The 21,781-nt window shown below is 59.5% G+C and carries 13 protein-coding genes and 1 pseudogene; 8 read left to right on the top strand and 6 right to left on the bottom strand.

Translation table 11 applies throughout. The features are described from left to right. Positions 1-87: 87 nt before the first annotated feature. The 4 genes and pseudogenes from ACIF4X_RS00245 (at position 88) to ACIF4X_RS00230 (ending at position 5,955) form a co-directional block, all read left to right on the top strand. Positions 88-846, top strand: a complete 759-nt coding sequence (locus tag ACIF4X_RS00245) for a PIG-L deacetylase family protein (RefSeq protein WP_397480433.1) — start codon at positions 88-90, stop codon at positions 844-846. A 205-nt stretch (positions 847-1,051) separates the two neighbouring features. After that, positions 1,052-1,834, top strand: coding sequence for an endonuclease/exonuclease/phosphatase family protein (locus ACIF4X_RS00240; protein WP_123375378.1), 783 nt, complete (start codon positions 1,052-1,054; stop codon positions 1,832-1,834). A 260-nt stretch (positions 1,835-2,094) separates the two neighbouring features. Beyond that, positions 2,095-4,566: pseudogene (locus tag ACIF4X_RS00235) on the top strand (autotransporter outer membrane beta-barrel domain-containing protein). A 321-nt stretch (positions 4,567-4,887) separates the two neighbouring features. Continuing rightward, the gene (locus ACIF4X_RS00230) at positions 4,888-5,955 is read left to right on the top strand and encodes an autotransporter domain-containing protein (protein WP_397480432.1); all 1,068 of its coding nucleotides are present in this window, start codon (positions 4,888-4,890) and stop codon (positions 5,953-5,955) included. Positions 5,956-6,084: 129 nt separating this feature from the next. On the opposite strand, the gene glgB is transcribed toward ACIF4X_RS00230, so the two are convergent. The 3 genes from glgB to ACIF4X_RS00215 all read right to left on the bottom strand — a co-directional run bounded on the left by glgB (position 6,085) and on the right by ACIF4X_RS00215 (position 13,817). Next, on the bottom strand, positions 6,085-8,316 hold the full coding sequence (glgB, locus tag ACIF4X_RS00225; protein WP_397480431.1) for a 1,4-alpha-glucan branching protein GlgB: 2,232 nt from the start codon (positions 8,314-8,316) through the stop codon (positions 6,085-6,087). A 2-nt stretch (positions 8,317-8,318) separates the two neighbouring features. Continuing rightward, positions 8,319-11,660: a maltose alpha-D-glucosyltransferase gene (gene treS, locus ACIF4X_RS00220; RefSeq protein WP_397480430.1), complete on the bottom strand. Its 3,342-nt coding sequence runs from the start codon at positions 11,658-11,660 to the stop codon at positions 8,319-8,321. 159 nt (positions 11,661-11,819) lie between these two features. Continuing rightward, positions 11,820-13,817 (bottom strand): alpha-1,4-glucan--maltose-1-phosphate maltosyltransferase, encoded by a 1,998-nt coding sequence (locus tag ACIF4X_RS00215; RefSeq protein WP_397480429.1) that lies wholly within the window; start codon positions 13,815-13,817, stop codon positions 11,820-11,822. Between the two features lie 217 nt (positions 13,818-14,034). Between ACIF4X_RS00215 and ACIF4X_RS00210 the strand changes: the two genes are divergently transcribed. Continuing rightward, entirely contained in the window at positions 14,035-14,193 is a 159-nt protein-coding gene (locus ACIF4X_RS00210) for a hypothetical protein (protein ID WP_016985118.1), read from the top strand. Between the two features lie 125 nt (positions 14,194-14,318). On the opposite strand, the gene ACIF4X_RS00205 is transcribed toward ACIF4X_RS00210, so the two are convergent. Beyond that, positions 14,319-14,831: an MgtC/SapB family protein gene (locus ACIF4X_RS00205; protein WP_397480428.1), complete on the bottom strand. Its 513-nt coding sequence runs from the start codon at positions 14,829-14,831 to the stop codon at positions 14,319-14,321. A gap of 123 nt (positions 14,832-14,954) precedes the next feature. Between ACIF4X_RS00205 and ACIF4X_RS00200 the strand changes: the two genes are divergently transcribed. The 3 genes from ACIF4X_RS00200 to mapR all read left to right on the top strand — a co-directional run bounded on the left by ACIF4X_RS00200 (position 14,955) and on the right by mapR (position 18,476). Next, positions 14,955-15,203, top strand: coding sequence for a DUF3203 family protein (locus ACIF4X_RS00200; RefSeq protein ID WP_397480427.1), 249 nt, complete (start codon positions 14,955-14,957; stop codon positions 15,201-15,203). 195 nt (positions 15,204-15,398) lie between these two features. Further along, positions 15,399-16,829, top strand: coding sequence for a cytochrome c oxidase accessory protein CcoG (gene ccoG, locus ACIF4X_RS00195; RefSeq protein WP_397480426.1), 1,431 nt, complete (start codon positions 15,399-15,401; stop codon positions 16,827-16,829). Between the two features lie 237 nt (positions 16,830-17,066). Further along, positions 17,067-18,476 (top strand): GntR family transcriptional regulator MpaR, encoded by a 1,410-nt coding sequence (gene mapR / locus ACIF4X_RS00190; RefSeq protein ID WP_016985121.1) that lies wholly within the window; start codon positions 17,067-17,069, stop codon positions 18,474-18,476. Positions 18,477-18,626: 150 nt separating this feature from the next. On the opposite strand, the gene ACIF4X_RS00185 is transcribed toward mapR, so the two are convergent. Next, positions 18,627-19,373, bottom strand: coding sequence for an SDR family oxidoreductase (locus tag ACIF4X_RS00185; RefSeq protein WP_129393441.1), 747 nt, complete (start codon positions 19,371-19,373; stop codon positions 18,627-18,629). 190 nt (positions 19,374-19,563) lie between these two features. Next, positions 19,564-21,645 (bottom strand): putative bifunctional diguanylate cyclase/phosphodiesterase, encoded by a 2,082-nt coding sequence (locus ACIF4X_RS00180; RefSeq protein WP_397480425.1) that lies wholly within the window; start codon positions 21,643-21,645, stop codon positions 19,564-19,566. Between the last annotated feature and the right edge of the window lie 136 nt (positions 21,646-21,781).

The raw sequence follows: 21,781 nt of genomic DNA, 5'->3' as shown, positions 1-21,781 counted from the left end.
ATTCAACCAGCCTTCACGGGTCGGTAGCGTCTGGCAATCACTGCCACGCACACGACTGAGGGCGAGACAACACAAGGACGTCAGACCATGAAACCGTTATCCCTCAACGACAGCAGTCTGCCGGCGCAAATATGGAACAGCGCCGCACAACTGGACAACATTCCCGTCATCAACACTCGCAGCCTGGTGCCCGATGGTGCCCGCGCCGTGGTCATCGCGCCGCATCCCGGCGATGAAGTGGTCACCTGCGGCGGACTGCTGCAATTACTGTCAAGCCTCGAGCATCCACTGCAACTGCTGTCGATCACTGACGGCAGTGCCAGCCATCCGGGCTCACGGCAGTGGTCGGAAAAACGCCTGAGCGTGTTTCGCCCACAAGAAAGCGTCGAAGCCTTGCGCCGCCTCGGCTTGCCGATGCACAGCCTGAAATGGGTGCGTGGCGGCTTCACCGATAACGCCTTGTGCGACCAGCAGGCGCAAGTGACCGAGTTCATCAGCCGTTACCTGCGCCCCGGTGACGTGGTGTTCAGCACCTGGCGCGGCGATGGCAATGATGACCACGAAGCAGTGGGTCGGGCCAGTGCGCAAGCGGCAGAACAGGCCGGTGCGACGTTCCATGACGTACCGGTTTGGGCCTGGCACTGGCCCGAGCGCGACCAGCAAATGATCCCTTGGGAGCGTGCGCGCAAACTGCGCCTCGACACCTGGACCGTAGCGCGCAAGAGCCACGCCACTCACGCCTATGCCAGTCAGCTGAACGGCGAACCGGCGATCGGCATTGCACCGATGTTGCCGCCGGTGATTCTCGAAAGAATGCGTTTGCCCTACGAAATCGTCTTTGTCTGACTGCCAGAAGCACCGAGGTCCTGTGGGAGCTGGCTTGCCAGCGATGAGGCCGTAACATGCACCTCATTCATCGCCTGATAGATCGCTATCGCTGGCAAGCCAGCTCCCACAGGGTACGGTGCGTTATCGAAGACTATCCAAAAGGAACTGCCGCCCCTCGCCATCAGTCGCATGAGTAAGCGGCCCGCAATCCAGAGGAGTGAACGTGTCCAGCGATCCCAAGCGTCATGTTGTCGACGCGCCCGTCATTCATCGTCTCCGGGTGCTGACGGTCAACACCCACAAAGGTTTCACCGCGCTCAACCGGCGCTTTATTCTGCCGGAACTGCGTGAAGCGGTGCGCAGCACCTCGGCCGATCTGGTGTTTCTGCAAGAAGTGGTGGGTGAACACGAACGGCATTCGAGCCGTTACAACGAATGGCCGCAAACTTCGCAATACGAATTTCTCGCCGACAGCATGTGGAGCGATTTCGCTTACGGGCGCAACGCTGTCTACCCCGACGGCCACCACGGCAATGCGCTGCTGTCGAAATACCCGATCCGTGAGTACCGCAACCTTGATGTCTCGATCACCGGGCCTGAACGCCGCGGCCTGCTGCACTGCGTGCTCGACGTGCCGGGGCACGCCGAGGTCCACGCGATCTGTGTGCACCTGAGCCTGCTGGAAAGCCATCGGCAATTGCAGTTGCAACTGCTGTGTCAGTTGCTCGAATCCCTGCCTGATGACGCGCCGGTAATCATTGCTGGCGATTTCAACGACTGGCAGCTTCAGGGCAATGTCGCCCTCGCCCGTCGCGACTATCTGCACGAAGCCTTCGAGCGTCATCACGGGCGCCCGGCCAAGACTTATCCGGCGCGGTTTCCGTTGCTGCGACTCGACCGCATCTACCTGCGCAATGCCAGCAGTCATGACCCGCAGATACTCGGCAACAAGCCGTGGACGCATCTGTCCGATCATTTGCCGCTGGCGGTGGAAGTGCATCTGTAAGCGCGATTCTGACAAGACCGTCCGTCAGCCCTGCTTGTACCGTGAGGAAATTCATCTACACCTAAAAAAGCTCAAGGAGTAGCGCATTCAATCCGTTAGGCCATGGATTTGATGTAGGGCATCAACTGTAGATGATGCCCAATTCATGGCACACCCAAGGATGAATTCCCCCGAATTTGCCACAGGGAATGACTATGCCGCGCTACTCCAATCACCTGCGGACAATACCGCACGCCCTGCTCCTGCCTGCTTCTCTGCTGATGTTGACCAGCCACCCCGCTTCTGCGGCATGCAACCTGGTGCCCGGGCCTGGCAATGACAACTTCACCTGTGACAGCGGCACCAGCGGTTCACTGACGGATCTCGCCGGCAGTAACAGCCTGACCTTCCCCGCCAACAGCACTGGCCAGATCAATGGCAGCGTGACCTTCGGCGCGGGTGCCGACCGGGTCGAGATCAATGCCGGGGTCATCACTGGCGCGGTCAGTCAGGGCAACGGCATCGATGATTTCATCATGAACGGTGGCTCAATCGGCTCACTGGCCCAAGGCGACAGCCGCGATACGTTTCTGATGACCGGTGGCACTATCGTCGGCGCCTTCGAGGACGGCGATGTCGCGCGCATGACCGGCGGCACGATCGGCCGGGTCGACATGAAACTCGACAACAATGTTTTCGACCTGTCGGGCGGGCAGATTCTCGGTAATCTGGTGACCGGGTTCGGCACCGATACCATCATCGTTTCCGGCGGCCGCATCGGCGGTAATATCAGTGTCAGCGGCGGTAACGACAGCCTCACCGTAAGTGGCGGAGAAATCGTCGGCGAGATTCGCGCCAGCGTCGGTGATGACCGTTTCCTGTGGGACGGTGGCGGGATTATCCGTTCGGCGGTCCTGATGGACGTCGGCAATGACACGGCTACCCTGCGTAACCTTGACGACAGCATTCTTGCGCTGACGCCGGGTATCAATGGCGGCGTCGGCAACGATGCGCTGACGTTCGATAACACACGAACTTCCCTGCCCGCGCGGTTCGTCAATTGGGAAACGCTCAACCTCAACAACGGCTCGCAGCTTGATCTGGGATCGTCCGCCCTGGTGCTGGGTGACGCGGGTACCGGCGCGGGGCTATTGAACATCGACGCCAGCAGCACTCTGTTTTCGACTCAGGGTGTTGTTGCGCCAGCCGTGGCGGGGTAAAACGTGACGCTCGACAACGCCGGGGTCATCGACCTGACACAAGGCAACAGCCGCACCAACGATACACTGACCGTGCAAGGCAACTATGTCGGCAACCGTGGTCAGTTACTGCTGCAAAGCATCGTCGAGGGTGATGATTCACCGAGCGACAGACTGGTCGTCAACAACGGCAGCCTTGACGGTTCAACGGTCATCAGTGTCAGCAATGTCGGCGGCCTGGGCGCGCTGACCCAGGTCAATGGCATTGAACTGGTGCAGGCACTAGGCAGCACGGTCAGCAGCGACACTGCGTTTACTCTCGGCGGCCCGGTGTCTGCCGGCGCTTACGATTACTACCTGTTCAAGGGCGGCGTCACCGCCGGCACCGAGAACAACTGGTATTTGCGCTCAGCCGTGGTCGCACCGCAACTGATGAGCGTGCCCAATCCCGATCCGGCATTGCCGCCGATTCTGGTCCCGGTCGTGGCCACCCCGATCGCAGCGGCCATTACCCCCCTCGACGGCGCACCCGGCGAACCGGCGCCCATCGTTTCCTTGCCGGTGTTACCCGCCGCCGTGGCCGGTGCCGCGCCGATTCCCCTGTACCGCCCGGAAGTGCCGACCTGGTCAGTGTTGCCGCCGGCTGCTGCGCAATTGACGCTCAACGCGCTGGGCACTTTTCATGATCGACAGGGCGATCAGCGCCTGCTCACTGAAACCGGCACATTCGGTGCCGGCTGGGGCCGGGTCTACGGCAAGAACTTCGAACAGACCTGGGCTGGGACAGTGACCCCGCGCCTGGACGGCTCGCTCAATGGCTTTCAGGTTGGCAATGATCTGTTCAGTTCGCAGACATCCGCCGGCCAGAGCCAGCGTATAGGGTTCTTTGTCGGCCACAGCCGTTTGCAGGGTGACGTCGACGGTTTCAACGAGGGTTTGCAGCACAACAGCGCCGGCAAGATCAAACTCGAAGGCGACAGCTATGGCCTGTACTGGACGCTGACCGATCCCTACGGCTGGTATCTCGATACCGTGGTGATGGGCACGCGTTTCGACGGCGACAACCATTCCGATCGCGGCGTGAAACTGGATAATCGCGGGCACGCGCTGACGTTGTCGGCCGAAGCCGGTTATCCATTGCCGATCAGTGATACGTGGGTGATCGAGCCTCAGGCGCAGGTCATCCACCAGAAAATCTCCCTCGACAGTCAGGACGATGGTATTTCGCGTGTTTCGTTCGATTCCGACGGTGCCTGGACCGGTCGCCTCGGTGCACGTCTCAAGGGCCGTTATCAGGTCAGTGGCCTGCCGGTGGAACCGTACTTGCGCGCCAATCTGTGGCATACGTTTTCCGGCACTGATTCGGTGACATTCGGCGACAGCGATGTGATTACCAGCGAACAGAAATCCTCGACAGCGGACATTGGCCTGGGTGTCGTGTTGACCCTCGACCGCGCCGTCAGTGTGTACGCCAGTACCGATTACAGCAGCAATATTGACAGCAATGACGTACGCGGCGTGGTAGGTAATCTAGGAGTGCGCATTAGCTGGTAGACCTTCCGTCGGCAATAAAACGTCTCTGCCTTGGACTTTCGTCACGTTTTTCCATGCAAACAACCACTTAGTTATGTGCAGAAAAACAAACGCTTGCAAACTCTGTTTTACCACTACCGCTCATCGTTCAATTTCTTGACGGCTGCACTCGACTCTTCTTATCTCTACCTTACTACCCCCGGAATCACTATCCGGGACGAGCCTTCGGACACTCGCAAAATCGAGCGGTCAGGGTTCGCCCCGCCCCATTCGGTCGCCCCTCGTTCGGGGTAGGAGAGACGCCACACAGAGAGAATGCATGCGCCTGCAAGGTAGACCTCCATGAAAATTTCAGTCACCCCACACGAGATCAAAATCACTTTCTGCACAGTGTCGAGTTCTATCTTGCTGTGCTCATCCATGGAGGCGCAGGCCGCTCCTGCGGCGGATGAAACGACACCGTGGTATCGCGCGGATGTGCCCGTCATGACCTTGCCCGTCACCGTCATCACCCCCGGGCCGCAGCGTTTGAGTCCACGGCCGGACTTGCAAGGCGCCAACCTGATCACCGAAGACCTCGCCCCCGGCGCCTGGGATCAACTCTATGGCCGCAGTGCCCGGCAAGCGCAAACCGATGTGCTGTCTTCAGGTTTCGCAACGCCCGGCAGCGGCGACTTCAAAGGTCCTGCCGTGCTGACCGTGCAAGGTGGTAGCCATACCCAGACCATTGGCCTGATCGGCGGCCTCAACCAGATTCAAGCCAACGCCAATGGTCTGCTCACCAGCCGTGCCTTGGCAGATCCGAACAGTGACACCCTCAACCTGCAAGGTCAGAGCCTCGGCGCCTACTACAGCCTGATCGGCGCCCAGGGCTGGCACGTGGATCTATCGGCCAGCGGTGGCCGGGTCAGTGGTTTCAGTCGCAATGAACAAGGTGCACGCCAGGCCACCGAAGGTAGCGCACTGACTTTGTCGGTAGAGGGCGGTTATCCGATTGGCTTGAGCGACAACTGGGTGGTCGAACCGCAGGCGCAATTAATCAATCAACGCATCACCCTCGACACGCCGTATGCCGGCTCGGGCAACGCTTCCTCCACTGATCTGACAGCCTGGAGCGGCCGCGTCGGTGCACGCTTGAAAGGCAGTTACGATTTGAATGGTCTGCCGGTGGAGCCCTATGTGCGCACTAACCTCTGGCACACGGTGTACACCGGCAACACCGTGACACTGGATCAGGTCGACAAGATCAGCAGCAGCCGCAAGTCATCCACCGTAGAACTGGGCTTGGGGCTGGTAGCGCGGGTGACGCCGGCGGTGAGCCTTTATGTGAGTGCGGATTACAGCAGTGATGTCGATGACAATGATTTGAACGGGATCATTGGCAGCCTTGGGGTGCGGATGCGCTGGTGATCTTCAGATTACCGAAGAACCCTGTGGGAGCTGGCTTGCCAGCGATGGCGGAGTGTCAGTCACCAAAGATGTTAAAAGTGACGGCCTCATCGCGGGCAAGCCCGCTCCCACAGTTTGACACTACCGGGATCAACCCTCAGGTTTAAGGATCAACACCGCCAGCGGTGGCAAATTCAGTTCCAGCGACAACGACTGACCATGGCTCGGCACTTCCTCGGTAAACGCCCCGCCGCCATTGCCATAATTGGAACCGGCATAGGTATCGGCATCACTGTTGAGCAATTCTGCCCAGCGCCCGGCAAACGGCACGCCGACGCGATAAGCCTGACGTGGCACCGGCGTGAAGTTGGCCACCACCAGCACCGGTTTACCGTCCTTGCTCCAGCGCAACCACGCATACACGCTGTTGATCGCATCGTCGCCGATCAACCATTGAAAGCCTTGCGGCGCGTCGTCCTGATCGTGCAGTGCCGGTTCTTCGCGATACAGCCGATTGAGATCGCCCACCAGTTTCTGCACGCCTTTGTGCTCGGAGTATTGCAGCAGATACCAGTCCAGTTGCTGATCGTGATTCCACTCGCGCCACTGGCCAAACTCGCAGCCCATGAACAACAGTTTTTTGCCCGGATGGGTCCACATGAAACTCAAATAGGCGCGCAGGTTGGCGAATTTCTGCCAGCGATCGCCCGGCATCTTGTCGATCAGCGAATGCTTGCCGTGCACCACTTCATCGTGGGAGATCGGCAGGATGAACCGTTCGGACCAGGCGTAGACCAGACCAAAACTCAACTCGTTGTGATGATGGGCGCGGTAGACCGGATCCTGCTGAATGTAATGCAGCGAATCGTGCATCCAGCCCATGTTCCATTTGTAAGCGAAACCCAGACCGCCCTGCTGCGTGCTTTGACTGACACCGGGCCACGCGGTGGACTCTTCGGCGATCACCAGTGCGCCCGGCGCTTCCAGTTCGACCACATCGTTCAAGTGCCGCAGGAAGTCGATGGCTTCCAGATTCTCCCGTCCGCCATGACGGTTCGGCACCCATTCCCCCGCCTTGCGCGAATAGTCGCGGTACAACATCGACGCCACCGCATCGACACGCAAGCCGTCGACATGGAAATGCTTCAACCAGTGCAGCCCGGAGGCCAGCATGTAACCGTGCACCTCGGTGCGCCCGAGGTTATAGATCAGCGTGTCCCAATCCTGATGAAACCCTTCCAGCGGATTACCGTACTCGTACAGCGCCGTGCCATCGAATTGCGCCAGACCGTGGGTATCGGTAGGGAAATGCGCCGGTACCCAGTCGAGAATCACACCGATCTCGGCCCGGTGGCAGGCGTCGACGAATTCGGCAAACTGCGCCGGCGAGCCGTACCGCGCACTCGGGGCGAATTGCGACAACAATTGATAACCCCAGGAGCCGCCAAACGGGTGCTCCATGATCGGCATCAGTTCGATATGGGTGAAACCCAGTTCCTTGACGTACGGGATCAACCTTTCAGCAAGTTCCGGCCAGGTGTACTGGCGCGCCACTTCGCCCAGATCATCCAGTTCGCATTGCCAGGAACCGGCGTGCAATTCGTAGATCGACAGCGGCGCCGAGTGTTTCTGGCGGTCACGACGGCTGCTCATCCAGTCCTGATCCTGCCAGTCGATTTGCAGCGGCTCGGCGACTTTCGACGCGGTGTCCGGCGGCAGACTGGTGGCCAGCGCCATCGGGTCAGCCTTCAGCGGCAGAATGCCGTGGGCACCGAGAATCTCGTATTTGTACAACTCGCCCGCTTGCAGGCGCGGAATGAACAACTCCCAGACCCCGGACGGATGACGCAGACGCATTGGATGCCGACGCCCGTCCCAGACGTTGAAATCACCGACCACCGAGACGCGCCGGGCGTTCGGTGCCCACACCGCGAAGCGCACGCCGTCGACGCCATCAACGGTTTTCAGTTGCGCGCCAAGGCAAGCACTGAGGTCACGGTGATTGCCCTCGGCGAACAGGTACAAATCCATTTCACCGAGCAACTGGCCGAAGCTGTACGGATCCTCGGCAACCTGCTCGCCACCGGCCCAGCGCGTGCGCAATTGATATGGCCGCGCCTGAGCGAAATGACCGACAAACAGCCCTGGCGTTTCGGTCTGTTCCAGTGGAGCGAGTTCTTCGCCGCTGTCCTTGTCCAGCACCACGACACTCAATGCACCCGGTAAATAAGCGCGAATGAACTGCCCGCCAGCGCCATCGCCGTGCGGGCCAAGAATGGAAAAAGGGTCCTGATGTTCCGCCCGCACCAGAGCGTCAATATCTTTCGCCGAGGGCAGCAGTGCTTCTTTGACCTGACCCTGTTCCTTGTTCGAGAAACTCATGACTACTCTCCACCAAGATCGGAAAAGGGTTTAAGCCCCGTCAATAACCCATACAAACCGTGCAACGGCACGGGCAGCCACGTGGGGCGATTTTCGGCTTCATAGGCCACTTCATAGGCCGCCTTCTCCAGGCCGAACAACGCCAGCGCGGCGTCGGCACCTTCAGGATCTTGCCAGGCATGATCAAGACTAGCTGCCGCGTGGCGATATGCCTGAACAAATGCCTCACGGGCCTCACGCAGGTAACGCTCGGCAACCAGACGCCGCGCGGTTTCAGACTCGGCGCTATGGTCAACGTTGTGCACGTTGATAGTCATCGCCGCCGCGTAATCGAACGAACGCAATACGCCGCTGACGTCTTTGTACGGGCTGTGTTTGCCACGGCGTTCGCTCAATGGCCGCGCCGGTTCACCCTCGAAGTCGATCAGATAAGCATCGCCCTTGATCACCAGCACCTGACCCAAATGCAAGTCGCCGTGGACGCGGATGCGCAAGCCGCCCGTGGCTTTTTTCGCCAGATCCTGCACGTGGGCAAGAATGGTTTTCTTCTCGTCGATCAGGCGTTTGACCAATTTCTGATCCACCGGATTGAGTTCGCCCTGATGCTGCTTTAGCAGTTTCAACGCGTGCTCAACCTGAGCCACGACATCCTTGCCGGTGGCCTGCATATCCTTCGCCGTCGACACCTGGGGTGCGAAGTCGGCATTGTCGGTCGGCGCAGCGAGCACCTTGTGCATCTCACCCAAGCGCTGACCGAGCATGCCGGCAAAATCCTTCAACTCGCCGAGGGCGTTGTAATGCTGCTCCTGCTCGGACATGGCATCGGCCAGCTCATCACGCAGCGCCCGTTCGAGGTTGTTCTGCGTCCATTCCCACGCGTCACCCTGATTGCTCAGATAACCCTGGGCGATCATCAGCAGATTGTCTTCGCCCTTGGCATCGCGGCGAATCACCGAACCGAGCAGCGGAGAGATATTGGCAAATCCGGCCTCGGTCAGGTAAGCGCTCATCTCCAGTTCCGGGTGTACGCCAGAAGCGACTTTACGTATCAGCTTGAGCACCAGGCTGTTGCCGATCACCACCGAACTGTTTGATTGTTCGGCGGACAGATAACGAACTTCCGACTCGGCCCCTAGAGCGAGTTTTTCCAGATGCGGCGTCGGCGCAAAAAGGATTTCACCCTCGGCCGACTGCAATACCGTGTTGTTCTGCATGCCTTGCAGCACCGCACGAATAAACGCTTCGAGGCTGAACGCGTCGGTGATCAGACCGACTTGTCGCACTCGGCGTACACGGGACAAGGCCAATTGCTGCGGCAACGCCGGGCCGACCTGATCTTCAGCAATAAAACCGAACGGCAGTTGATAACGACTGGTCTGCCCGCCGCTGGTGACTTCGATCTCGCTGAGCAGCACCGGATGCTGGGCATCGCCGAAGCGCACGCCGTAGGCCAGATGCACCTTGTCGATGGCCGCATCCTTGCCGGCGAACCAGCGTCGGTTCTGCAGCCAGCTCGGCAGGATGCTCTGCTCCAGCGTCGTACGCGACGGCGCTTCGAGCAGTTCTTCCATGCGTTTTTTCAACACCAGCGTGGTGAAGTCCGGCAGGCTCTGCGCCGGTTCGACGTGCCAGCTCGGCATCTGGTTCTCCGCCGCCAAGGCGAACCAATAGAAGCCGTACGGCGCCAATGTCAGGAGGAAATTCAACTGGCCAATTGGCGGAAACGCATTACCGCCAAGCATCTCCACCGGCACCATGCCAACGTAAGCCGACAGATCCAGCTCCGCCGCTTGCGCGCTGCGCGACACGTTGGCCACGCACAGAATGATTTCGTGTTTGCCGTCGGCGTCGGTAAATTCACGGGTGTAGGCGAGAATCCGGCGATTGCTCGGCGAGAGCATTTTCAATGTGCCTCGACCAAACGCCTTGGACTGTTTGCGCACGGCAAGCATGCGCCGCGTCCAATTGAGCAATGAATGTGGATCGCCTGCCTGGGTTTCGACGTTGACCGACAGATAGCCGTACTGCGGGTCCATGATCGGCGGCAGCACCAGACTCGCCGGATCGGCGCGAGAGAAGCCGCCGTTACGGTCGATCGACCACTGCATCGGCGTACGCACACCGTCGCGGTCGCCGAGATAGATGTTGTCGCCCATGCCGATTTCATCGCCGTAATACAACGTCGGCGTGCCCGGCATCGACAGCAGCAGGCTGTTGAGCAATTCAACGCGGCGGCGATCCCGCTCCATCAACGGTGCCAAGCGACGGCGAATACCGAGGTTGATCCGCGCACGCCGATCAGCGGCGTAGTAATTCCATAGATAGTCACGCTCTTTGTCGGTGACCATCTCCAGGGTCAGCTCATCGTGGTTGCGCAGGAAAATCGCCCACTGGCAGTTGGCGGGAATTTCCGGGGTTTGCCGCAGAATGTCGGTGATCGGGAAGCGATCTTCCTGGGCCAGCGCCATGTACATGCGCGGCATCAGCGGGAAGTGAAACGCCATGTGGCATTCGTCACCGTTGAGGCCTGCAGCATCGGTGTCGCCGAAGTACAGTTGAGTGTCTTCCGGCCATTGGTTGGCCTCGGCCAGCAGCATGCGGTCGGGATAATTGGCGTCGATTTCCGCACGGATTTGCTTGAGGACGTCGTGGGTCTCGGGCAGGTTCTCGTTGTTGGTGCCATCGCGCTCGATCAGGTACGGGATTGCGTCGAGACGCAGACCATCGATGCCCATGTCCAGCCAGTAGCGCATCACCGACAGCACGGCTTTCATCACTTGCGGGTTGTCGAAATTCAAATCGGGTTGGTGAGAATAGAAACGGTGCCAGAAGTACTGGCCGGCGACCGGGTCCCAGGTCCAGTTGGATTTTTCCGTGTCGAGAAAAATGATCCGCGTGCCGTCGTATTTCTGATCGTCATCCGACCATACGTAGAAGTCCCGCGCCGCCGAACCGGGCTTGGCCTTGCGCGCACGCTGGAACCACGGGTGCTGGTCGGAGGTGTGGTTGATGACCAGCTCTGTAATCACCCGCAAACCGCGTTTGTGCGCTTCGGCGATAAAACGCCTGGCGTCGGCCATGGTCCCGTAATCGCTGTGCACGCCCCGGTATTCGGCGATGTCGTAGCCATCATCGCGACGTGGCGAGGGGTAGAACGGCAGCAGCCAGATGGTGTTGACGCCGAGGTCGGCAATGTAATCGAGCTTGGCGATGAGGCCGGGAAAGTCGCCGATCCCGTCGTTGTTGGAGTCGAAAAATGATTTGACGTGAACTTGGTAGATCACCGCGTCCTTGTACCAGAGCGGGTCTTTGATGAAGGTGGCTGCCTTGGGTTTCTTCGCCATGTGAAACTCCTGAAAAATTCTGAAGATGTCTTAACTGAAGAAATACGGTCATTGTGGGAGCTGGCTTGCCAGCGATAGCGGTGGTTCAGCAATGAAGATGCAAGCAGACAGACCTCAATCGCTGGCAAGCCAGCTCCCACATTTGAATCATTGCGATCATTACGTAGCGGTGATTCGCCAAATGCCGAACGGTTGATACGCCGGGTCAATGCGCATGAACTGGTATTTGCCATGCCAGTCCCAACGGTGCCCGTTCATCAAGTCTTCGCCATGGGTCGTCGCGTCATCGGGCAGGCCCATTTCCCACAGCGGCAGTTCGAAATTCGCTTCCTGCACGTTATGCGGATCGAGGCTGACCGCGACCAGAATGAAATTGCTGCCGTCAAAGCTGCGCTTGCCGAAATACAGAATGTTGTCGTTCCAGGCGTTGTAAACCTTCAGGCCCAGATGCGTGTGCAGCGCCGGGTTCTGCCGGCGAATGCGGTTGAGCTGGGCGATCTCGGCAATGATGTTGCCGGGCGCCGTGAAGTCGCGGACGCGAATCTCATACTTCTCCGAGTCCAGGTATTCTTCCTTGCCCGGCACCGGCGCCGACTCGCACAGCTCGAACCCCGAGTACATGCCCCACAGGCCCGAGCCCATGGTCGCCAGCGCTGCACGGATCAGAAAGCCCGGACGGCCTGATTCGTGGAGAAATGCCGGGTTGATGTCTGGTGTGTTGACGAAGAAGTTCGGCCGGTAGCATTCGCGCCACGGCGATTCATTCAGCTCAGTGAAATACGTCGCCAACTCAGCCTTGGTATTGCGCCAGGTGAAGTAGGTATAACTCTGCGTGTAACCGACCTTTCCCAGGCGCGCCATCATTGCTGGCGTGGTGAAGGCTTCGGCGAGGAAAATCACTTCCGGGTACAGCGCCCGCACATCGGCGATCAGCCATTGCCAGAACGGCAGCGGCTTGGTGTGCGGATTGTCGACGCGAAAGATCTTCACGCCCTCTTCGACCCAGCCAATGACGATGTCACGCAACTCGACCCACAGACTGGGAATAGCCTCCGGCGCATAGAAGTCGACGTTGACGATGTCTTGATATTTCTTCGGCGGGTTTTCCGCGTATTTGATCGTGCCGTCCGGCCGCCAGTTGAACCAGCCCGGATGCTGCTTGAGCCACGGGTGATCCTGAGAACACTGAATGGCGAAATCGAGAGCGATTTCCAGACCGTGATCGGCGGCAGCGGCCACCAGTCGGCGGAAGTCTTCGCGGGTGCCCAGTTGCGAGTGAATGGCTTCGTGCCCGCCCTCCTCGCTACCGATGGCGTAAGGGCTGCCGGGATCATCCGGGCCGGCGTTCAGTGAATTGTTGCGACCCTTGCGGTGGGCGCGTCCAATCGGGTGGATCGGCGTGAAATACAGCACGTCGAAACCCATGTCCTGAATCATTGGCAGACGTGAGTGCACATCGTTAAAGGTGCCGTGACGGTGAGGATCGTCGGTGATCGAACGTGGAAACAGTTCGTACCAACTGGCAAATTCAGCCAGTTCACGCTCAACGTCCATGGGGAACTCAGGACTGACGCTCAAGTAGGCGCGGTGATCCGCTTGCGCCATCAGTTGCGCACTGCGTGAGTGCAGAAACAGCGCAACCTGCTCGGTTTCGAGCAACCCGGACAATTCGTGGTGCAACGCGGCGAGCTGTTCGCTCAATTGGCCTTCGCTGCGTTCAGCGGCCTGTTGCACCATCGTGCGGCCTTCTTGCAACTCGAGCGAAACGGGTACGGCGGCGTTGTGTTTTTTCTCCAGTTCATATTGGAAACTGGCGAAGTGATCAATCCATGCTTCGATACAATAAAGGAAACGTCCCTGCTGTTCCGGGCGGAACTGGCCTTGCCAGCCGTTATTGCCCTGATCGGCCATGACCTCGCTTTGCCACGCCTCCTCGCCTTCCTCGCGCCAGCGGATGCGCACGGCGAGTTTGTCGTGGCCGTCGGCAAACACCTTGCTGGTGACCACCACTTCACGGCCGGCAATCGACTTCACGGCAAACTGTCCGCCATCCAGCGTCGGCATGGTGTCTTCGATGACAATGCGCGGTAGCAGCAAGGCCTGCGACAGTGGCATGTGCGGGTTGTAGCTTAATTCAGAAGGTTTTTCAGCCGTCATTGAGCATCTCTCCTTAACGCCCAAAGGACGCTCTTGTGCCGGGTCAGTGTTCGCAACGCCGCGCCTGCCCCGGAATGAACTCACTTAGGTTCCGAGCGACCGGCGCCGGGAAAAGTTCAGATGAAATTGCCGTGTCAGAAAAGCGGATCGAATTCGCTACGAGGTGGTCAATCCACTTAAGCACTTCTCACGCCATGTGCCACACGGAGGTCATCAGATGAACATCCCGATCCCGGCCGAAACGCCTGATCCGAATATCGACAAGCCCACGCTTCCCGAGACCGAGCCGCAACCGATTCCCGAGCAGGAGCCGCCCGGCACCACACCGCCGCCTAAAGAGGAACCGCCGAGCACCATGCCTCCGGTCATCGTTTAACCGATCGTTCCCACGCTCCGTGTGGGAATGCAGCCCGGGACGCTCCGCGTCCCAAAGCGGACGCAGAGCATCCATTGAGGCATTCCCACGCAGAGCGTGGGAACGATCATCCGGCGCAGGAATGATCAGTGGTCATCAGTTTTCTCCTCTTCTTTTTCAAAGAGTTTTACGACGCGTGGCATCACGCTGAAAATCCCCAGCGCCAGAAAGGTACTGAGCAACGCCGTCGCTTCCCTGCCCAGCCCGGCCGCGACGCCAATGGCCGCCGTCATCCACAGCCCGGCTGCCGTGGTCAGGCCTTTGACATGGCCTTCATCGCCTTCCTTGTTTTTCAGGATAGTCCCGGCACCGAGAAAGCCGATCCCGGCAATCACCCCTTGCACCACCCGGCTCATCGCATCGGACTCCGCCCCTGACGTCTGCGGCACCAGCACAAACAGCGCCGCCCCCAGTGCCACCAACATATGCGTGCGCACCCCGGCAGCCTTGCCCTTATGCTCGCGCTCAAAGCCGAGAATCCCGCCCAGCACCGCCGCCATCAGCAGGCGAACGGTGATCCGCGTCAATTGCGAAGCATCGCCGACGTCGGCGAATTCCGCTTGCAGGGTTTCCCACACTTCATGCCACCACGCGTTCATCGTGCGGTCCTTGTTATTGGCTCGATAAACGATGGACAGCGGTGACCATTAATCAGTTGCGCAGAACGATCAGCGAAGCGTGCGCCCTAACCTTTCAGATACCCCTGAAAAAAGGACTGCCCCATGCCCCTTCGAGTCGATGAATCCAATCCCGATCAAAAAGTGTGCTTCTTCACCATTGAAAATGGTGAGGAAATTCGCATTTGCGACACCCTGGAAGTGCGCACGGATAGCGACAAAGCCATGTCGTTCGTGGAAATCGACGGCCGCCGCGTCTACGTGACCGAATCAGAAGCCGACGCCCTCACCGTTGCAGGCGCCAAGGATGGACGCAAACACCTGAAAGCCGACGAGAGTGATTCGGTGATTTGACTGACCTTGATCAACACCGCGCGCAAACGTCTGGGATAGGCGTTTGCGCCCACGCCTGCGGGCTGCTTCAACTTGTCGCAGGCGTTGCGCGAAATCCCATCTGATCCGCTTTTTATTGAAATATCTGAGTCTGTTATGCAAACAGATCGACGCTCATAGTGCTCTGGCCTGATGGAGGCTGATGAGCGAATAACCATGAGCGAACAAATCCCCGTCCGAACCGTAGAAGCAACGCCCACTATAAAGAGTGTGCCCGCACGCCCAATGAAGGCGACGGCCAAATCCAGCGACAACCAGATCCACACCCGCAGCTTCACCGGCCTGTTCCGCACCTTGCGCATGAGTGGCGCGGGATTTCTGTTTGTGCTGTTTTTCGGCACCGTGTGGCTGAACTGGGGCGGCCGTCAGGCCGTGCTCTGGGATTTGTCCGAAAGCAAATTCCACATCTTCGGCGCGACGTTCTGGCCGCAGGATTTCATTCTGCTTTCGGCGCTGCTGATCATCGCCGCCTTCGGTCTGTTCGCCATTACCGTGTTTGCCGGCCGGGTCTGGTGTGGCTACACCTGCCCGCAGAGTTCGTGGACGTGGATCTTCATGTGGTGCGAGAAAATCACCGAAGGCGAGCGTAACCAACGGATCAAACTGCAAGCCGCGCCGTGGACCCTGAACAAACTGGTCCGGCGCGCCGCCAAACACACCTTGTGGCTGGCGATCAGCGTAATGACCGGCCTGACCTTCGTCGGTTACTTCACGCCGATCCGGCCACTGGCCGAAGAATTGCTGACCCTGCAAATCGGCGGCGTCAGCCTGTTCTGGGTGCTGTTCTTCACCGCTGCGACTTACATCAACGCCGGTTGGCTGCGCGAGGCGGTGTGCATGCACATGTGCCCGTATGCACGCTTCCAGAGCGTGATGTTCGACAAAGACACCCTGGCGATTTCCTACGACGTGGCCCGTGGCGAAAACCGCGGCCCGCGTAAACGCGACGTGAAACCGCTGGAAGCAGGCCTGGGCGATTGCATCGACTGTCAGTTGTGCGTGCAGGTCTGCCCGACCGGCATCGACATCCGCAACGGCCTGCAGATGGAATGCATCGGTTGCGCCGCGTGCATCGATGCCTGTGACTCGATCATGGACAAAATGAACTACCCGCGCGGTTTGATCCGCTACAGTTCCGAGCGCGAATTGCAGGGTGGCAAAACCCACCTGCTGCGCCCGCGACTGATTGGCTACACCGTGGTGCTGGTGGCGATGATCGGTGCGCTGGCTCTGGCGTTGGTCGAGCGGCCAATGGTCTCGCTGGACGTGACCAAGGATCGCGGGCTGTTCCGCGAGAACGGTCAGGGCCAGATCGAAAACATCTATAGCCTCAAAGTCATCAACAAGACCCAGCAGCGTCAGGATTACAACCTGACGCTGGTCGACGGTGACGGCTTCCAGTTGCAAGGCAAGACCGAGCTGAGCCTGGCGCCGGGGGAAATTGTCGATGTGCCGGTGTCGGTGGCGATGACCACAGAACGCCCGGCCAGCAGCTCGCAGACCTTGAGTTTCAAGATTGCCGACAGCGATGAACCTGAGGTTTACAGCGTGGCGAAGAGCAGGTTTGTGGCGCCGATGAATCGTTGAGCCGTTAGAATCCAGTCCCCTCACCCCAGCCCTCTCCCAGGGGTAGAGGGGGCCGACCGAGGTGTCTGTCGCTATACATCGACTTGAGAGACCGAGTCGATTATGGATTCAGCAAAGCACTTTCAGGTCGGTGTACTTCGCCAGCATCCCGCAATCAGTCCCCTCTCCCTCTGGGAGAGGGCTAGGGTGAGGGGCTTTTTACCTGACACCACAATCAACCAGCACCAAGGCTCCTCGATGAAACGCTACGAAAAATTCGCCGACGACATCGCTGAACTGATCCGCTCCGGCGTCCTTGGCCCCGGCCAGCGCGTGCCTTCGGTGCGTTACGCCAGCCAGACCTACGGCGTCAGCCCGTCCACGGTGTTCCAGGCCTATTACCTGCTCGAACGCCGAGGCCTGATCCGCGCCCGGCCGCGCTCCGGCTACTTCGTCAACACCCATGCGCCGAGCCCGTTTTCCGAGCCGGTGATCAGTAGCCACGTCAACGACTCTACCGAAGTCGACGTCAGCGAACTGGTGTTCTCGGTCCTTGATTCGATCAAGGACCCGAGCACCGTACCCTTCGGCTCGGCATTCCCCAGCCCCACCCTGTTTCCGTTGCAGCGCCTGTCACGCTCGCTGGCCAGCGCCGCGCGAGAAATGGACCCGCGCATGGTTGTCACTGACATGTCGCCGGGCAATCCGCAACTGCGCCGACAAATCGCCCTGCGCTACATGGTCGGCGGCCTGATGCTGCCGATGGAAGAGTTGTTGATCACCAACGGCGCCCTCGAAGCGCTGAACCTGTGCCTGCAAGCCGTGACCGAACCGGGCGATCTGGTCGCCATCGAAGCCCCGGCGTTTTACGCCAGCCTGCAAGTCCTTGAGCGGTTGAAGCTCAAAGCCGTGGAAATCCCCGTGCACCCGCGCGACGGCATCGACCTCGGCGTGCTCGCACAAACCCTGGAACGCCATCCGATCAAGGCTTGCTGGTGCATGACCAGTTTCCAGAACCCGATGGGCGCCACCATGCCCGAGGCGAAGAAACAGGAACTGGTGGAACTGCTGCGCCACCATCAAGTGCCGCTGATCGAAGACGATGTCTACGCCGAACTCTATTACGGCCAACAGGCACCCAAACCGGCCAAGGCTTTCGACACTGAGGGTCTGGTGATGCACTGCGGCTCGTTCGCCAAGAGCCTGGCCCCTGGATACCGCATCGGCTGGGTCGCCGCCGGCCGCTACGCGCAAAAGATCGAACGGCTGAAACTGATGACTTCGCTGTGTGCCTCGATGCCGGCGCAAGCAGCGATTGCCGACTACCTGCAACACGGCGGCTACGACCGGCATCTTCGCAAACTGCGCTACGCACTCGAAGAACAGCAGAGCGCGATGCTCGCGGCGATCGCCCGCTACTTCCCGGCACAGACGCGGGTCAGCCAACCGGCGGGCGGTTACTTCTTGTGGCTGGAATTGCCGCCGCAGATGGATTCATTGAAGTTGTTTCAGATGGCACTGGCGCAAGGCATCAGCATCGCGCCGGGGCCGATTTTCTCGCCGACGCAGCGGTTCAGGAATTGTATTCGCCTGAACTATGGCAGCCCTTGGACCGAAGACTCGGAAAAGGCCATGGAGACGTTGGGGCGGATTGTGCGGTCGTTCTGATGATTTCTTGTTGAATGCACTGGCCCCATCGCTGGCAAGCCAGCTCCCACAGGGATCTTTGGCGAACACAACACTTGTGAGCGACCTGGAAACCTGTGGGAGCTGGCTTGCCAGCGATGAGGCCGGACCTCATCACACACATTCAGAAAATTAACGCCCACCCCCCAAATCAACAAACGTCCCGGTCGCATACGAAGCCTTGTCCGACAACAACCAGACAATCGCCTCCGCCACCTCATCCGGCCGCCCCCCACGGGCCATCGGAATCGCCGACTCGAGCTTGCTGACCCGATCCGGGTCGCCGCTCAGCGCGTGGAAATCGGTATAGATAAACCCCGGGCGCACCGCGTTGACGCGAATCCCCTCGCCCGCGACTTCCTTGGACAAGCCGATGGTGAAGGTGTCGAGCGCACCTTTCGAGGCCGCGTAATCGACGTACTCGTTGGGCGAACCAAGGCGTGAAGCCACTGACGAGACGTTGACGATACTGCCGCCCTGCCCGCCGTGCTTGGGCGACATGCGCAGAATCGCGTGCTTGGCGCAAAGGATCGGCGCCAGAACGTTGGTTTTCATGATTTTCAGAATGCGGAATTCGGACATTTCATCGACCCGCGATTTGTGTCCGACGGTGCCGGCGTTGTTCACCAGCGCAGTCACACGGCCCAATTCGCTGTCGACCCGCTGGAACAGCGCAATCACTTCGTCTTCGATGCTGACGTCAGCGCGCACGGCGATGGCTTGTGCGCCCAATGCACGGACTTGCTCCAGCACACTTTGCGCAGCCTGCTCGTCTTGCTGATAGTTGATGCAGATCCGATAGCCTTGCTCGGCAGCCAACAGCGCCGTAGCGGCGCCAATCCCGCGCCCGCCGCCGGTGATCACAATGACTTTATCCATGCTGGCCTTTCTCCCCCAATGCACACGTAACAGTCGAGGGGAAGAATAACCGCCATTGGCGGGTTTTGCATGAGGTCTGTGGTGTATGGGCAGACGCCTTCGCGAGCAAGCTCGCTCCCACAGGGTTCTGTGTCGTTCACACAACCAATGTGGGGGCGAGCTTGCTCGCGAAGAACGATAACCCGGTCAATCAGACCGCCGCCAGCGCCTCGCCCCGCGTAATATCCTGCATGAATTTATCCGCCGGCATCGGATGCCCGAGCAGATAACCCTGCAGCGAATCACAACCCAACTGCGTCAAGAACGCCTGCTGCACCCCGGTTTCAACACCTTCAGCGACAATGCGCAAACCGAGCGCCTGTCCCAATGCGACAATCGCCGAGACGATCGCCGCATCATCGCTGTCATGCTCCAGATCCCGCACAAAACCACGGTCGATCTTCAGCTCATTGGCCGGCAAACGCTTGAGGTACATCAGGCTGGAATAACCCGTGCCGAAGTCATCGATCGACAGATCGACGCCCATGTCCGACAACTCCTGCAACACCGTCATGCTCGCATCGGCATCGTTCATGGCCGTGGTCTCGGTGATTTCCAGGGTCAGGCTGTTCGCCGGCAAATGATGGGTGGCCAACGCCTTGGCCACGCTGCGCACCAGTCCGGCGTGGCAGAACTGCAGCGCCGACAGGTTCACCGCGATACGCCAGTCGGTGTAACCGAGCACGTACCACTCGCGCATTTGCCGGCAGGCTTCATTGAGCACCCATTCACCGATCGGAATGATCAGCCCGGACTTCTCCGCCAGTTCGATGAATTTGTCCGGCATCAGCATACCGTGAAGCGGATGCTGCCAGCGCAGCAACGCTTCAGCGCCGACCGGACGGCCATTGGCGGCGTCGAACTTCGGTTGGTAATGCAAACTGAACTGGCTGTGCTCCAGCGCCGCGCGCAGGTCTTGCAACAACTGCAACTGCTTGCGCGCGTTGTTGTTCATCGACGCGTCGAAAAAGCTGTAACCGTTTTTGCCGCCGCCCTTGGCGTGGTACATCGCCGCGTCGGCGTTCATCAGGAGTTCCTGCGCGTTCTGGCCATTACCCGGATACAGGGCGATGCCGACGCTGGCGGAGATCTGCAAATCATGTTCGGCGACGCGGAATGATTGCGCGATCAGGCCGACCTGACGTGCAGCCAGTCCCAGTGCGTCATTGGGTTCGGTCAGACGCACCAGCAGCACGAATTCATCGCCGCCGATTCGCGCCAGTGTGTCCGGGCCGCGCAGGTCTTCACGCAGGCGCAACCCGACTTCACGCAACAACTGGTCGCCCATATGGTGACCGAACGCATCGTTGACCGGTTTAAAGCCGTCCAGATCGATGAACATCAAGGCAAAACAGCCGCCCTGCTCGTGGACCTTTTTCATCGCCTGATTGATCCGGTCGTCCAGCAGCATGCGGTTCGGCAGGCCGGTCAGGGTGTCGTGCAGGGCCAATTGCGTGAGCTCACGGTTGGCCACGGTCAATGAGTACGCCAGATCAGCGGTGCGCGCCTCGAGGCGTGCGTCGAGAATCGATGTGAGCAAGGCAATCGACAGCACTGCCAACGTGGTGATCAGCACCAGACTGTCGAGGCCGTTGCCCTTCAAGCCATTGACGGTGGCGCCACAGAAACTGCCATCAGGGAATTGTGCGGCGGCCATGCCGGTGTAATGCATGCCAACAATGGCGATGCCCATGATGATCGCCGCCCCGCCACGAATCAGTCGCACATAAGGCGAATGCTGACGCAGGCGGAAAGCGATCCACAGTGCCGCCGCCGACGCGCCGACCGCAATCAGCAACGAGGCGCCAAACAGTGTCGGGTCGTAGTCGATCCCCGGGGTCATGCGCATCGCCGCCATGCCGGTGTAGTGCATGGCACTGATCCCGGTGCCCATGATCAGCGCGCCGAACGCCAGTTGCAGAATCGGCAGTTTCGGCTGACTGACCAACCACAAGGCGAATCCACAGGACAACACGGCGATGAGCAGCGACAGCGCGGTCAGGGTGATGTCATAGCCCAGGTCGATCGGCAGCTTGAAGGCGAGCATGCCGATAAAGTGCATCGACCACACGCCAACGCCCATGGCAAACGCACCCCCGGCGGTCCAGAAATGAACCGCGCGGCCCTTTGCCGTGGCAATGCGACCGGTGAGGTCAAGCGCGGTGTACGAGGCGAGAATCGCCACACACAACGAAATGAAAACCAGCGTGGAGGAATAACTACCGATGAGCATGGGAATTCTCGTGGCTACCCAACGCGGATTGCGTCCGTTCTCGGTCGGGCAAATGCGGCGATTGTACTGATTGCACAGAAGAACGCACTGACAAAGTAAGCAATTGGCCATCAAGCCGATGAAACGCTTGTTCGAT

The sequence above is a fragment of the Pseudomonas sp. NPDC085632 genome, assembly GCF_044541255.1.
Lineage (GTDB): Bacteria > Pseudomonadota > Gammaproteobacteria > Pseudomonadales > Pseudomonadaceae > Aquipseudomonas.
This window is presented reverse-complemented; position numbering and strand designations above follow the sequence as displayed.